The organism is Streptomyces thermoviolaceus, assembly GCF_045209695.1.
GTDB classification, from domain to species: Bacteria; Actinomycetota; Actinomycetes; order Streptomycetales; family Streptomycetaceae; genus Streptomyces; species Streptomyces thermoviolaceus.
The window spans coordinates 4270003-4283745 of the sequence record NZ_CP109280.1 but is presented as its reverse complement, the minus strand read 5'-3'; the positions used below and the strand labels follow the sequence as shown (position 1 = coordinate 4283745).

At 74.1% G+C, this 13743-nt stretch carries 10 protein-coding genes; 4 read left to right on the top strand and 6 right to left on the bottom strand.

The window, feature by feature from the left end; translation table 11 throughout:
• Nucleotides 1–103 precede the first annotated feature (103 nt).
• The 5 genes from OG899_RS18685 to OG899_RS18665 form a co-directional block, all read right to left on the bottom strand.
• A complete protein-coding gene (locus OG899_RS18685) occupies nucleotides 104–1393 on the bottom strand; it encodes an RNA polymerase sigma factor (protein ID WP_189427510.1) in 1290 nt (429 codons plus the stop codon).
• A gap of 303 nt (nucleotides 1394–1696) precedes the next feature.
• Nucleotides 1697–3622: a DNA primase gene (dnaG, locus tag OG899_RS18680; protein WP_125500444.1), complete on the bottom strand. Its 1926-nt coding sequence runs from the start codon at nucleotides 3620–3622 to the stop codon at nucleotides 1697–1699.
• Nucleotides 3623–3744: 122 nt separating this feature from the next.
• Nucleotides 3745–5010: an NAD(P)/FAD-dependent oxidoreductase gene (locus OG899_RS18675; RefSeq protein ID WP_125500445.1), complete on the bottom strand. Its 1266-nt coding sequence runs from the start codon at nucleotides 5008–5010 to the stop codon at nucleotides 3745–3747.
• 218 nt (nucleotides 5011–5228) lie between these two features.
• Nucleotides 5229–6575 (bottom strand): deoxyguanosinetriphosphate triphosphohydrolase, encoded by a 1347-nt coding sequence (locus OG899_RS18670; protein WP_125500446.1) that lies wholly within the window; start codon nucleotides 6573–6575, stop codon nucleotides 5229–5231.
• A 181-nt stretch (nucleotides 6576–6756) separates the two neighbouring features.
• The gene (locus OG899_RS18665; RefSeq protein WP_125500447.1) at nucleotides 6757–7590 is read right to left on the bottom strand and encodes a sirohydrochlorin chelatase; all 834 of its coding nucleotides are present in this window, start codon (nucleotides 7588–7590) and stop codon (nucleotides 6757–6759) included.
• 480 nt (nucleotides 7591–8070) lie between these two features.
• Between OG899_RS18665 and OG899_RS18660 the strand changes: the two genes are divergently transcribed.
• Both OG899_RS18660 and OG899_RS18655 read left to right on the top strand, forming a co-directional pair.
• A complete protein-coding gene (locus tag OG899_RS18660; RefSeq protein ID WP_406311095.1) occupies nucleotides 8071–10269 on the top strand; it encodes a molybdopterin oxidoreductase family protein in 2199 nt (732 codons plus the stop codon).
• 135 nt (nucleotides 10270–10404) lie between these two features.
• A complete protein-coding gene (locus OG899_RS18655; RefSeq protein ID WP_168131065.1) occupies nucleotides 10405–11247 on the top strand; it encodes an arylamine N-acetyltransferase in 843 nt (280 codons plus the stop codon).
• A 91-nt stretch (nucleotides 11248–11338) separates the two neighbouring features.
• Here OG899_RS18655 and OG899_RS18650 read toward each other — a convergent pair whose 3' ends face one another.
• Nucleotides 11339–11743, bottom strand: a complete 405-nt coding sequence (locus tag OG899_RS18650) for a gamma-glutamylcyclotransferase family protein (protein WP_168131134.1) — start codon at nucleotides 11741–11743, stop codon at nucleotides 11339–11341.
• A gap of 589 nt (nucleotides 11744–12332) precedes the next feature.
• Here OG899_RS18650 and OG899_RS18645 point away from each other — a divergent pair.
• Both OG899_RS18645 and OG899_RS18640 read left to right on the top strand, forming a co-directional pair.
• Nucleotides 12333–12917: a hypothetical protein gene (locus OG899_RS18645; protein WP_125500843.1), complete on the top strand. Its 585-nt coding sequence runs from the start codon at nucleotides 12333–12335 to the stop codon at nucleotides 12915–12917.
• A gap of 155 nt (nucleotides 12918–13072) precedes the next feature.
• Nucleotides 13073–13699 (top strand): class F sortase, encoded by a 627-nt coding sequence (locus tag OG899_RS18640; RefSeq protein ID WP_406311094.1) that lies wholly within the window; start codon nucleotides 13073–13075, stop codon nucleotides 13697–13699.
• Nucleotides 13700–13743 lie beyond the last annotated feature (44 nt).

Sequence of the window (13743 nt, the reverse complement as noted above, 5' to 3'; positions counted from 1 at the left end):
GCCTGCCCGGGCGGCCCCCTTGTCGTCGGTGCGCTCGGCCCGGGCAGCGGCCTTCGCCGGTGGTCTCAGGTCTCGGCGCGGGCAGCCGCCTTCGTCGATGCGCTCAGTCCAGGTAGCCGCGTAACTGGTCGGCGAAGGTGTGGGCGCGCAGCTTGGTGAGGGTCTTGGACTCGATCTGCCGGATGCGTTCCCGGGTCACGCCGAACAGCCGCCCGATCTCCTCCAGGGTGTGCGGCCGGCCGTCCAGGAGCCCGTAGCGCAGCTGGACGACCTTGCGTTCCCGCTCCCCCAGCGTCGCCAGCACGGCCTGCAGGTGCTCGCGCAGCAGCAGGAACGCCGCCGACTCCACCGGGGAGGCCGCGTCGCCGTCCTCGATGAGGTCGGCGAGGACGATGTCCTCCTCCTCGCCGACCGGGGCGTGCAGGGACACCGGTTCCTGGGCGAGCTGCAGCAGCTCGTCGACCCGCTCGGGCGGCAGCTCCAGCCGGGCGGCGACCTCCTCCACGGTCGGCTCGTACCCGCGTTCCTGCAGCATGCGCCGCTGCACCCGCACCACCCGGTTGATCAGCTCCACGACGTGCACCGGCACCCGGATGGTGCGGGCCTGGTCGGCCAGCGCCCGCGACATGGCCTGCCGGATCCACCAGGTGGCGTAGGTGGAGAACTTGTAGCCGCGGGCGTAGTCGAACTTCTCCACCGCCCGGATCAGCCCCAGGTTGCCCTCCTGCACCAGGTCGAGCATGGTCAGCCCGCGGCCCATGTAGCGTTTGGCGACGGACACCACCAGCCGCAGGTTGGCCTCGATGAGCCGCCGTTTCGCGACACGGCCCAGGACGACGAGCCGCCGCAGGTCCGCGGCGAGCCGGTCGTCCAGGCCGGGCGTGGTGGTCAGTTTCTCCTCGGCGAACAGCCCGGCCTCCACCCGCCGGGCCAGCTCCACCTCCTCGGCGGCGGTCAGCAGCGGGATCCGGCCGATCTCCCGCAGGTACTGCCGGAACAGGTCCCCGGAGGAGCCGCCGGACTCGGCCCGGACCGCGACGGACGGCTCGGCGTCCACAGCCGGTCCGGTGTCCTCCAGCGGCCCGGCGTCCTCCAGCGGCCCGGCGTCCTCCAGCGGCCCGGTGTCCTCCGGCAGTCCGGTGTCCTTGGGCGGCCCTGGCTCCGCCGCGTCCGCGTCCTGCGCGGCACCGTCCTGCGGCGCGGGCGGCGTCGCCGTCTCCGGGTGCGCCCGGGCCCCGGTCTCCGGGTGACGTACGACCTGGTCCTGCGGCGGTACGGCCGCGACGACGAGGCGGGGCGCGGCGTCGGTCTGGGTGAGGGTCTGGGTCTGCACGCGGGCGACCTCCAGGATCGTCGCTGTCGACCAGTGCGGCAGCGGTACTCGGGGACGCATCCGGCGGCCTCGCCGCGGTCCGGCCCGTGCACGACGGGCGGGCCGCGGTGGTGCAGGACGAGCGGGGGGACAAGGACCGGCCGGGGTCCGGGGACTCGGGCACCGGACCCAGTGTGGGGTACGACGCAACTCCGCCACGAGGGGCGTGCGGTGACTTTTTGCGTCCGGACGGTCACGGGGCGGGCGCGAGGACGGTGCGAGAGCCGCGCGGGAACGACCTCCGTGCCCGGGGTCGTCGGCACCGGACCGGGCGGCGCCCGGACGCCGGGGTGCCCCGTGCCCGGGCGCCACAGGGCTCGAAACCTACAGCGCCTGTGCGCCCCGCTCCCGCAGTGCCTGGTCGTACTGCTGCAGCACCCACAGTTCGTTCTGCACGGCGGCGAGCTGGGCCGGATCACCGCCGTGGGACAGGCGGGCCACCGCGCTCTGCAGGTCACGGACACGGCGTTCGACGGCGCGGCGGCGGACGGCGACCAGCTGTTCGCCGGCGTAGGTCTCGTCCACCTCGCGTGCGCCCCGGTGCATCTTGATCGGCTCCACGGCCAGCTCGGTCACCATCGCCCGCACCTGGTCGTCGGGGGCCGCCTCGCGGACCCGGATCAGATAGTCCTGCGGGTCGGCCACGCCGTCCTCGGCGCCGCCGGCGTCGGCGATGGCCTGGCGGACGGCCGCGTAGGGGGCGGCGGTGAACTCGTCCACCCCGTAGGCGTCGAAGGCCGGGGAGACCAGCTCGGGGCGCTGCAGCGCGAGTTTCAGCAGCTCGCGCTCGGTGGCGTGGACGGGGTTGCGCAGGTGCAGCGCCGGTCCGCGCGGCACGGGCCGGGTCCCGTCGGCCCAGGCGGCGGGCTGCGGGGCCGCGGGCCGGGGTTCCGGCGTGGGCAGGCGGCCGCCGCGCTCGCGGGCCCAGCGGGCCAGCTGCGCCACCCGCCGCACCACGAACTGGGTGTCGAGGATGCCGAGCAGACCGGCGAGCTGGACGGCGACCTCGTGCTGGGCGCCGCTGTTCTTGATCCGCGCGACGACCGGCGCGGCCTCGTCCAGGGCGGCGGCCCGGCCGGCCGGGGTGTCCAGGTCGTAGCGGGAGACGATCTGGCGCAGCGCGAACTCGAACAGCGGGGTGCGCGGCTCGACCAGGTCGACGACGGCCTCGTCGCCCTTGGCCAGGCGCAGCTCGCACGGGTCCATGCCGTCGGGCGCGATGGCGATGTAGGTCTCCGCGGCGAACTTCTGGTCGTCCTCGAAGGCCCGCAGGGCCGCCTTCTGCCCGGCCGCGTCCCCGTCGAAGGTGAAGATCACCCGGGCCGAGCCGTTGTCCATCAGCAGCCGGCGCAGGATCTTGATGTGCTCGCCGCCGAAGGCGGTGCCGCAGGTGGCGATCGCGGTGCGCACCCCGGCGAGGTGGCAGGCCATGACGTCGGTGTAGCCCTCGACGACGACGGCCCGGCTGGTCTTGGCGATCTCCTTCTTCGCCAGGTCGATGCCGTACAGCACCTGGGACTTGCGGTAGATCGGCGTCTCCGGCGTGTTCAGGTACTTCGGCCCGGTGTCGGCCTCGTACAGTTTGCGCGCGCCGAAGCCGACGACCTCGCCGCCGATGTCGCGGATCGGCCACATCAGCCGGCCGCGGAAGCGGTCGATGGGGCCGCGGCGGCCCTCCTGGGCGAGGCCGGAGACGATCAGTTCCTTGTCGCTGAAGCCCTTGCCGCGCAGGAAGCGGGTGAGGTGGTCCCAGCCCTGGGGGCTGTAGCCGACGCCGAAGTGGACGGCGGCGGCCTGGTCGAAGCCGCGCTCGGCGAGGAAGACCCGGCCGGCCTCGGCCTCCGGGCTGGTGGCCAGCTGCTCGGCGTACCACTCGGCGGCCAGCTTGTGCGCCTCGATCAGACGGATCCGCTCACCGCGCTGCTGGGCCGGGTTGTACCCGCCCTCCTCGTAGCGCAGGGTGATGCCGGCCTGGGCGGCCAGCCGCTCGACCGCCTCGGAGAAGGAGAGGTGGTCGATCTTCATCACGAAGGTGATGGTGTCGCCGCCCTCCTGGCAGCCGAAGCAGTGGAACAGCCCCTTGCTGGGGCTGACCTGGAAGGACGGGGTCTTCTCGTCGTGGAACGGGCACAGGCCCTTCAGGTTGCCCCCGCCCGCGTTGCGCAGCTGGAGGTACTCGGACACCACGGCGTCGATCGGGATGGCGTCCCGAACCGCCTTCACGTCCTCGTCCTTGATCCGTCCTGCCACGCGTGAATTCTACGGGGGTGCGGTCGGGCACCCGCCGCGAGCGGGGGCCCGACCGGGACGGCGCACGCCCCGTGGTCACCGTCCGGGATCCACGGGCCCTCGGGCCTTCACCAGCGAGTTCCTCAGGGAATCAGGCTGTCGAGCGGCACGTGCGGGTCCGCCAGGGCCTCGGTGTCGACCTGCGCGCCGCTGCGGATCAGCCGCTGGACGGGCTCCGTGACGTCCCACACGTTCACGTTCATCCCGGCCAGCACCCGGCCCTCCTTCACCCAGAACGCGAGGAACTCCCGCTTCCCGGCGTCCCCGCGGATCACCACCTGGTCGTAGGAGCCGGGCGGGGCCCATCCGCTGTACTCCATGCCGAGGTCGTACTGGTCGGAGAAGAAGTAGGGCAGGCGGTCGTGGACGACGTCCCGGCCGAGCATCGCGCGGGCCGCGGCCGGGCCGCCGTTGAGGGCGTTGGCCCAGTGCTCCACGCGCAGCCGGGTGCCGAACAGGGAGTGCGGGAAGCAGGCCACGTCACCGGCGGCGTAGATGTCCGGGTCGGAGGTGCGCAGCTGCTCGTCCACGGCGATGCCGCCGCCGTGGGCCGCGTCCGCCAGCTCCAGCCCGGCCGCCTCGGCGAGCGCGACCCGCGGCGCGGCGCCGATCGCGGCCAGCACGTCGTGGCAGGGGTGCTCCTCGCCGTCGTCGGTGCGGGCGGCCAGCACCATTCCGTCCTGGCCGACGATCTCGGTGATGCGGGCCCCGAAGTGGAACCGGACGCCGCGCTCGCGGTGCAGCTCGGTGAACAGCTGCCCCAGCTCGGGCCCGAGCACCCCGTACAGCGGGGTGGGGGCCTGCTCGACCACGGTGACCTCGGCGCCGTAGGAGCGGGCCGCGGCGGCGACCTCCAGGCCGATCCAGCCGGCGCCCGCGATCACCAGGTGCCCGTTGTCCCGCCCGAGGTGGGTCAGGACGTTGCGCAGGCGTTCGGCGTGGGCGAAGCGGCGCAGATGGTGCACGCCCACCAGACCGGTGCCGGGGACGTCCAGGCGGCGCGGTTCGGCGCCGGTGGCCAGCAGCAGTTTGTCGTAGCGGACGTGCGTGCCGTCGTCGCCGTAGTGGACGGTCTTCGCGACGCGGTCGATGGCGTCGACGGTCTGCCCGAGGTGCAGTTCGATGTCGTTCTGCGCGTACCAGGCGGGCTCGTGGACGAGGGCCTTGTCGCGTGTCTCCTTGCCGAGGAGGAACCCCTTGGACAGCGGCGGACGCTCGTAGGGATGGTCCCGCTCGTCGCAGATGAGGATGACGCGGCCGCTGAAGCCCTCCACCCGGAGGGTCTCGGCCGCCTTGGCGCCGGCCAGACCACCTCCGACGATGACGAATGTCTCATCCGCGTCGACCACGTGTCGCCTCCTCATCAGGGTGCCGCCCCATGCGAGCGTCCCGCACGGAGCGTGATGCGGGAAGAGGGAGTGGCCCGATCAGGCCACAGAGGGTCACACAAGGACCCGTCGATCATGCTTCCGGGGCACGTCCGGCGCACCGATCACGGTGCCTTTCACGGGTATCACGGCTGCGGATAAGCGCGCTGTCAGTGTCCGGGACGGTTTCGGTGGCGGTTTCATGGACGCCGTGGCCGCCCGCCCGGCCGGCCGGCCAGCCGTGCGTGCAGGCGCCGGGCCGAGGCGTCGGTCAGGGACGCGATCTGGTCGACGATCACCCGCGTGCGCGCCCGGTCGTCGTCGGCCTGCCGGAACAGGGCGCGGAACTGCGGGTCCAGCCCCTCCGGCGCGCGTGCCGTCAGCGCGTCGGCCAGCTCCAGGACGACGACCCGCTGCCGGGCGCGCAGCCGTTCCTGCTCGTCGCGCTGCATCACGTACAGGTCGGCGACGGCCTTGAGGACGGCGCACTCCATCCGGATGCCGCGCGGCACCACCAGCTCGGCCGCGTACCGGGTGAGCCGGCCGCCCCCGTACGCCTCCCGGGTGGCGTGCTCGGCGGCCAGGCAGAACCGGCCGATCAGCTGGCTGGTGGCGTCCTTCAGCCGGGCCTGGGCGACCGCGGAGCCGTCGTAGCCGTGCGGCCACCACTCCTGGGCCAGCAGCCGGTCCAGGGCCTCGGCCAGCTCCTCGGGGTCGGTGCCGGCCGGGACGTACCGTCCGACGGCCACCGCGAAGATCTCCTGCCGCTCGGGGTCGGCCTGCAGGCAGGCGGGCTCGATGTGCCCGGCGTGCAGCCCGTCCTCCAGGTCGTGCACCGAGTACGCCACGTCGTCGGACCAGTCCATGACCTGCGCCTCGAAACAGGTACGGGTGCCGGGCGCCCCGGCGCGCACCCAGTCGAAGACGGGCCGGTCGTCCTCGTACACCCCGAATTTCACCGAGTGCGGGTCGCCGGGACGGGCGCCGCGCGGCCACGGGTACTTGGTCGCGGCGTCCAGCGCGGCCCGCGTCAGATTCAGCCCGACGCTGACCGGCTCCCCGGACTCCGGGTCGGTGACGAACCGCTTGGGCTCGAGCCGGGTGAGCAGCCGCAGCGACTGCGCGTTGCCCTCGAAGCCGCCGCAGTCGCCGGCGAACTCGTTCAGCGCCTGCTCGCCGTTGTGCCCGAAGGGCGGGTGCCCCAGGTCGTGGGAGAGGCAGGCGGTCTCCACCAGGTCCGGGTCGCAGCCGAGGGCGGCCCCCAGTTCCCGGCCGACCTGGGCGCACTCCAGGGAGTGGGTGAGCCGGGTGCGCGGGCTCGGGTCCCAGGCCTGGCTGGGCTCGCCCGGGGTGACCACCTGCGTCTTGCCCGCCAGCCGTCTGAGCGCCGCGGAGTGCAGCACCCGGGCACGGTCACGCTGGAAGGCCGTGCGCCCCGGCCGCTTGTCCGGTTCGGCCGCCCACCGCTCCACCGCCGACGCCTCGTACCCGGCGGGCGGAAGATGATCGTGGGACGACGCTGCTGCCGCGGAGGCGATCCCGTCCATGCCTCGACAGTACGAGGTGGCGGTGCGGTGGGGCGCCCGGTCGCGGGGCGGGGCGGCCGGTGGGGTGCCTTGCGTGAGGCTCTGGTGGGGTGCCTTGCGTGAGGCTCTGGTGGGGCGTCGGTCGGGGCGTCCGGTGTCCGCCGGGACAGGGAAGTGGCTCTCTGGGGGCGGGGTCGTGCGCTTACCGGACCGCGAGGGGCGAGTGCAGGGAAGCACCGACCGGCTCGAACACCTCGGAGGCGTCGAAGGCCGAGGACGTCTCGTACGCCCCGTCTCCCTCGGACACCGCCACCACCTGGTCGTACCGGTGCAGGACCAGACGGGCCAGGGCCGGATGGTCGCCGAGCGGGGCGGCGGCGACACCGGGGGCGGCCGCGGCGCACTGCACGGCGAATCGGCCCGGGGCGGCGAAGCAGGAGGCGACGGCGATGCGGTGACGGCCGCGGGCGGCCAGCGCGCGCACCGCCTCCGGGACGGTGGGAGCCGCGGCGGAGGCATAGGCGGCGACCACGGGCACACCGAGCCGGGCGGACAACAGCCGGGCGGTGCGGCGGGTGCCGGCCGTCGACTCCGGATCACGGGAACCCGCCGCCGCCAGGACCACCGCGCTCGTGCGGCGCTCGTCCGCATCGCACGTCGGCCGCCAGCCGGCCTCGGTCAGCCGGTCGTGCAGCGCCTCGACGAGCAGCGGGTGCGGGCCGAGCGGGGCGGCCACCCGGGCGTGGGCCCGTGCGGCGGCGGCCATCCGCGGAATGTCCCGCTTGACGTGATGTCCCGGGCCGAACAGCAACGGCACCAGGACGACATCGGTGCCGGTCAGGCGCGCGAGGGTGTCCGGCAGCAACGGCTCGTTCAGCTCGATGTGGCCCAGGTGCACGGGCAGGCCGGGGCGCAGCTCACGGACACGGTCCAGCAGCGCCCGCACGGTGCCCACGGCACGCGGGTCGCGACTGCCGTGCGCCACCAGGACCAGGGCGGGCGCATGTCCGGAACGCGGAAGGATCGACACCGTCATACCGGGATCCTCCCGGCGGGACGTTGCGTGGTGGTTGCAGGGCCGTGACGAGTGGTTTCCGGGGGGTCACGGGGTGGGACGTGGGGGGTGTGAGGGGGTGGGGCGCGTTCCGGCGTGCGCGGGGAGCAGACCTGTCCGACCCCCGGTGCCCGGGTCCGTGAGGGTCCATCCCCGCGTGCGCGGGGAGCAGAGTGCGCGACCTGCGGGTTTACGAGGCGCGGGCCGTGTTTTTCATGAGTTTCACCGAGTCCGACAAAAGGTGCACACCGCCTGATCGTCGTCATGGCTGCCTGTCCGAGCCCCGATCTTAGGGTCGTCCTCACACCGGCGTCTGCCGTTTGCTCCGGTCGCCGAACCCGAGGGGACGAGTGTGTCGGCAGCGGACCTCACCACGGCCCTTCGCCCCCGAAGAGGTCACCGTGCCGGACGTGTAACAGCGTCCGTCCGGACGCGTAACACACGACGCGCAGGCTGGGCGGCATGCCGAAATCCGCGACGCCCACGCACTGCCCGTACTGTGCCCTGCAATGCGGGATGAACCTCACCGTCGGCCCCGACGCAGGGGTGGAGGTGGCCGAGCGTGCGGACTTCCCGGTCAACCGTGGTGCGTTGTGCGCCAAGGGGCGTACGGCGCCGGCGCTGCTGACCTCCCGGCTGCGGCTGACCTCGCCGCTGGTGCGCAAGGGGGGCAAGCTGGAGCCCGCCGGCTGGGACGAGGCGCTGGACCGGATCGCCGGGGCGCTGGACGGCGCCCGCCACAAGCACGGGCCGGACGCCTGCGCGGTGTTCGGCGGGGGCGGGCTGACCAACGAGAAGGCGTACGCGCTGGGCAAGTTCGCACGGGTGGTGCTGGGCACCTCGCAGATCGACTACAACGGGCGGTTCTGCATGTCGTCGGCCGCCGCTGCGGGCACCGCCGCATTCGGTTTGGACCGAGGGCTGCCGTTTCCGCTGGAGGACGTCGCCCGTACCGGGTGCGTGATCCTGGTCGGTTCCAACCCGGCGGAGACGATGCCGCCGGCGCTGCGCTACTTCACCGAGCTGCGGGAGAACGGCGGCACGCTCATCGTCGTCGACCCGCGCCGCACGAGGACGGCCGAGCAGGCCGACCTGCACCTGGCGCCGCGCCCCGGCACCGATCTCGCTCTGGCCCTGGGCCTGCTGCACCTGGTCGTCGCCGAGGGCCGCACCGACGAGGCGTACATCCGGGAGCGGACCACCGGCTGGGAGGAGGCGCGGGCGGCGGCCATGGCGCACTGGCCGGAGTACGTGGAACGGGTCACCGGTGTGCCGGTGCCGCAGCTGCGGGAGGCGGTGCGGTTGTTCTGCGCGCCGGAGTCGGCGATGGTGCTCACCGCGCGCGGCCCCGAGCAGCAGGCCAAGGGCACCGACATGGTGGGCGCGTGGATCAACCTGTGCCTGGCGACCGGCCGGGCGGGCCGCCCGCTGTCCGGGTACGGGTGCCTGACGGGCCAGGGCAACGGGCAGGGCGGCCGCGAACACGGCCAGAAGGCCGACCAGTTGCCCGGCTACCGCAAGCTGACCGACCCGGCGGCGCGCCGGCATGTGGCCGAGGTGTGGGGCGTGGACCCGGACAGTCTGCCGGGGCCGGGCCGCAGCGCGTACGAACTGCTGGACGCCCTCGGCACGGACATCCGCACGCTGCTGGTGATGGGCTCCAACCCGGTGGTGTCCGCACCGCGCGCCGCACATGTGGAGGAGCGGCTGCGGGCGCTGGACTTCCTCGCCGTCTGCGATGTGGTGCTGTCGGAGACGGCGGAGCTGGCGGACGTCGTCCTGCCGGTGACGCAGTGGGCGGAGGAGACGGGGACGACGACGAACCTGGAGGGCAGGGTGCTGCTGCGCCGGCAGGCCGTGGCCCCGCCCGAGGGTGTCCGCAGCGATCTGGAGGTGCTGCACGAGCTGGCGGCCCGGCTCGGTGTGGAGAAGGGGTTCCCGGCGGATCCGGAGGAGGTGTTCGAGGAGCTGCGCCGGGCCAGCGCGGGCGGCCCCGCGGACTACTCGGGCATCACCTACCGCAGGCTCGCGGAGGAGAACGGGGTGTTCTGGCCGTGTCCGGCATCCGAGCGCCCGGTCGGCGCCGCCACCGGCGACAGCACCGGCACCGGCGCCCGGACCGGTGGCTCCGGATTCTCGGCGAAGGGCACGCCGGCGGAGGTCCATCCGGGCACTCCCCGGATGTTTCTGGACCGGTTCGCCACCGAGGACGGCCGGGCCCGCTTCGTCCCGGTGTCGCACCGGCCGAGCGCCGAGGAACCGGACGAGGAGTATCCGCTGCTGCTGACCACCGGTCGGGTGCTCGCCCAGTACCAGTCGGGTGCCCAGACCCGGCGGGTGGACGAGCTGAACGCGGCGGCGCCCGGCCCGTTCGTCGAGCTGCATCCCCGGCTCGCGGCACGGCTGGGGGCGGCCGAGGGCGATCCGGTGGCGGTGGTGTCGCGGCGCGGGCGGGCGACGGCCCCGGCGAGGATCTCGGCGGGCATCCGCCCGGACACGGTGTTCATGCCGTTCCACTGGCCCGGCGCGGGCCGCGCGAACACCGTGACCAACCCGGCCCTCGACCCGACCTCGCGGATGCCGGAGTTCAAGGTGTGCGCGGTGCGGGTGGAGCCGGTGGACCGGGACCAGCCGGGGGCAGAGGTCGCGGTCCGCGCCTGAGCCGTGGTGCGTACGGGGGGGCGGACGCGGCTCGGGCGTACCAGGAGCCGTCCAAGGCGGGCCGGGGACGTCCGACGCGGTTGGTCCGAGGGCGGCCGGCGCGGCGTTCGGGCCGTTCCGGCGTAGGTTCGAGGCATGTCCGACCAGCAAGAACACCAGGCAGCATTCGACCTCGGTGCCTATCTGCGGCGCATCGGATGGGAGGGCGGCCGGCGGGCCGATCTCGCGACGCTGCGCGGGGTGCACCTCGCCCACGCCCTGTCCTTCCCCTTCGAGAACCTGGACGCGGTGTCCGGCACGGCGCCCTCGCTGGCCCCCGGGGATCTGATGGCCAAGCTGGTCCGCAGCCGTCGCGGCGGGTACTGCTACGAGCAGAACACCCTGCTGAGGCTGGCGTTGGAGGCGCTGGGCTTCACGGTGTCGGGGCTGGCGGGGCGCGTGGTGCTGGGCACCGGGTCGCCGGAGAGCCGGCCCCGCACGCACATGATGCTGCGCGTGGAGGTGCCGGGCGAGCCCCGGCCGTACCTGGCGGACGTCGGGTTCGGTGCGGTCGGCGCGCTGCTGACGCCGATGCCGCTGGTCCTCGGCGCGGAGAGCGAGGGCGGCGGGCGGCGGCACCGGCTGACGCGGCTGCCGCACGAGGGGCCGCTGGAGCTGTGGCTGCTGGAGGCCCACGACCCCCGCACCGCGGAGTGGACCGGCCAGTACGCCTTCACCCTGGAGCCGTACACGGGGCAGGACTTCCAGGTGTTCAACTGGTACGTCGCCACCCATCCGCGCTCCCCCTTCACCCGGCGGCCCTACCTGCAGCGCACCACGCCCGACCGGCATCTCTCGCTCGACGGCACCCGGTTCGTGCAGACCGGGGCCGACGGCACCGTCACCGAGCGGGAGATCACCGACGAGGAGGAGGTGCGACGTCTGGTGGGGGAGGAGTTCGGCATCACCGTGCCCGAGGGGATCGCCCTGCTGGGCTGATCAACCCCACAGGTCGACGCCGCCCGTCGACGGCACTGGTCAACGGCACCGTCCAGCGGCACCGCTCACCCGTGCCGATCCGCTGTGCCGTTCACCGGCCGTCCACCCAGTCCCCGCTGTCGATGCGTGTGCCGTGGGCGCGCAGCCGGGCGGTGACGCGCGGAGCGGCCACGTACACCCAGGCGCGGACCGTGCCACCGGAAGTGCGTTCGACGTCGCGGGCCAGCCGCTCGTAGAGGTTGTCCGGGTCGCCCGGCGCGTATCCCTCCAGCCGGTCGAGTTCGGCGAGCAGCGTCGGGTACGCCTCCGGCCGTGCGGTGACCAGGCAGCCGGTGACCACTCCCCCGGGCTCCTCGACGGCGTAGGGGTAGCCGGGGCCCTCGTAGAGGACCGCGCCGTGCAGGCGGGCGGGCTCCTCGTTCAGGGTGCGGCCGCGCAGGAAGAGGTCATGGCGGAACTGGCCGGGGCGGAGGGTGCCGTAGACGAAGAACGGCAGGGCTGCGGACGGTTCGGGGACATCCGGGCCGGGGGTGGCCGAGCCGGAGGCGGTCGGGTCAGGGATGACAGGTCCGGTCACGGGAACGATTCTGGATCCGCTCCGGCTCTGTGCACACCCCGGGTTCCGGACCGTCGCCGGGCCCTGCTCCCCGCACACCCCGACCTACGGCCCGTCCCCGGGCCCTGCTCCCCGCGCCCCGCGAACCCGGCAGCCTCTCCGCACCTCCGCGAACCCGGCAGCCTCTCGACACCCGTGAACCCGGCGGCCTCCCGCGGCAGACCCGCCCCGCCCCCGCTGCGTCACCCCTGCGGCCTGCCCCCTCCGGGTGGTTCCGGACATGCCCTCAGTGCACCGGCCCTGACCTGGGCGAACGCGCACCGCGACGGGTCGGGGCGGGCCGCGGACGACACCCGTTCTCCGTATTTCTGACAGGGTCTCAGCAAGCGGGCCTCGTCGCACGCCACTTACCTCGGAAGGGCGGGGACGCGAACGGCGGCGGTACGAGCGCAGGCCGCGGCCGGTCCGTGCCCTCACCGCACAGCTCGCGACCGCACAGCTCGTGCGAGCACCGACCGGAGGAGCAGCGATGCGACGTACCGTCCGTCCGACGGCCGGGGCCGTGACCGGCGCCGCGCTCGCCGTCGCCGCCGCCGTCGGCCTCGCCGCGCCCGCGCACGGCGCGGACGGTGGGGCGGCCGCCGTCCGGCCGCCGCGCGCCGAGGCCGGTGCCGCCACGGGCACGCTGGACGTCCACCCGTCCTCGGTGGTGCCGGGCGGGCAGGTCAGCGTGAACACCAAGGCGTGCGGCGAGAAGGGGGTCGCGGCCGGGGACGCGAGCGCCGTCGGCGCCGGGCAGTTCCCGCTGGCGCCCAGTGCGCACGAGGGCGAGGCGATCGGGCAGTTCCGGGTGCCGGAGAGCGCCCAGCCCGGCACGTACGAGATCGTCGCGGAGTGCGCCGAGGGCGGGCGGCAGGCCAAGGGCGACCTGGTGGTCACGCTGACCGCCGCCCAGCACGACCGGGTGCAGCCCCACGGAAGTGTGAAGACGGGGGTCGGTGGCGCTTTGGGCACCGACCCCGTGCGGACCGCGGCCGGCGTGGCGGCGCTCGCCGTCGCCGCCGCGGGCGGTACCTGGCTCCTGCATCGCCGGGCGAGAGGCGACGGGATCTGACGGGCGCCCCGTGGCCCGTCACCGGTACCGCGGGTCCCCTCCCCCTCCGGGCGCGACGCCCCTCACCGCCCGGAGGGGGACGGGGCAGCAGAATCCCGGCCTCGTGCGGCCGGGCGAGGGGGCGTCGTGCCGAGAAGTCGTGCGGAGGCGTTGGCATGCGCAAGGTCAACAACGTGGCGATAGCAGCCGTCAGCACGGTCGCCCTCGGTGCCGGGGCCTGGCTGCTGCACGGCGCCGGCGTCACCCACGCCCCGCCCCAGCCGACCGCCGCCGAGGGCCTGGCCGACCCGGTAGGGCAGCAGCTCTCCGCGCCCGCCCTGCCGCCGTCCCCGCCCACCCGGATACGCATACCGGTGATACGGGTGGACGCCCCGCTGATGGGCCTCGGCCTCACCCCCTCCGGCAGCCTCGACGTCCCGCCCGCGGCCGAGAAGAACCTCGCGGGCTGGTACGAACGCGGCACCACCCCCGGCGAGACAGGCACCGCGATCGTCGCCGGGCACGTCGACACCACCGAAGGACCCGCCGTCTTCTACCATCTCGGCGCCCTGAAGAAGGGCCACACCATCGAATTGGACCGCCGCGACGGCAGCGTCGCCGTCTTCACCGTGGACGCGGTGGAGGTGTACCAGGCGAAGAACTTCCCCGACCAGAAGGTGTACGGCGCGGCGAGCCGCCCCGAGCTGCGGGTGATCACCTGCGGCGGCGGCTACTCCAAGGCCACCGGCTACCAGGGCAATGTGGTCGTCTTCGCCCACCTGACCGGCCAGCGCCCGCTGTAGCGCACCGTCACCCCTTCTCCGTCGTCCGCCTCTCCTTCCGTCGT

Bases quoted from the DNA above. Each gene is read 5' to 3' on its own strand.
- OG899_RS18655 (WP_168131065.1), top strand. From the start codon at position 10,405: ATGTCCGACCAGCAAGAACACCAGGCAGCATTCGACCTCGGTGCCTAT.
- OG899_RS18645 (WP_125500843.1), top strand. From the start codon at position 12,333: ATGCGACGTACCGTCCGTCCGACGGCCGGGGCCGTGACCGGCGCCGCG.
- OG899_RS18640 (WP_406311094.1), top strand. From the start codon at position 13,073: ATGCGCAAGGTCAACAACGTGGCGATAGCAGCCGTCAGCACGGTCGCC.
- OG899_RS18670 (WP_125500446.1), bottom strand. From the start codon at position 6,575: ATGGACGGGATCGCCTCCGCGGCAGCAGCGTCGTCCCACGATCATCTT.
- OG899_RS18660 (WP_406311095.1), top strand. From the start codon at position 8,071: ATGCCGAAATCCGCGACGCCCACGCACTGCCCGTACTGTGCCCTGCAA.
- OG899_RS18665 (WP_125500447.1), bottom strand. From the start codon at position 7,590: ATGACGGTGTCGATCCTTCCGCGTTCCGGACATGCGCCCGCCCTGGTC.
- OG899_RS18685 (WP_189427510.1), bottom strand. From the start codon at position 1,393: ATGCGTCCCCGAGTACCGCTGCCGCACTGGTCGACAGCGACGATCCTG.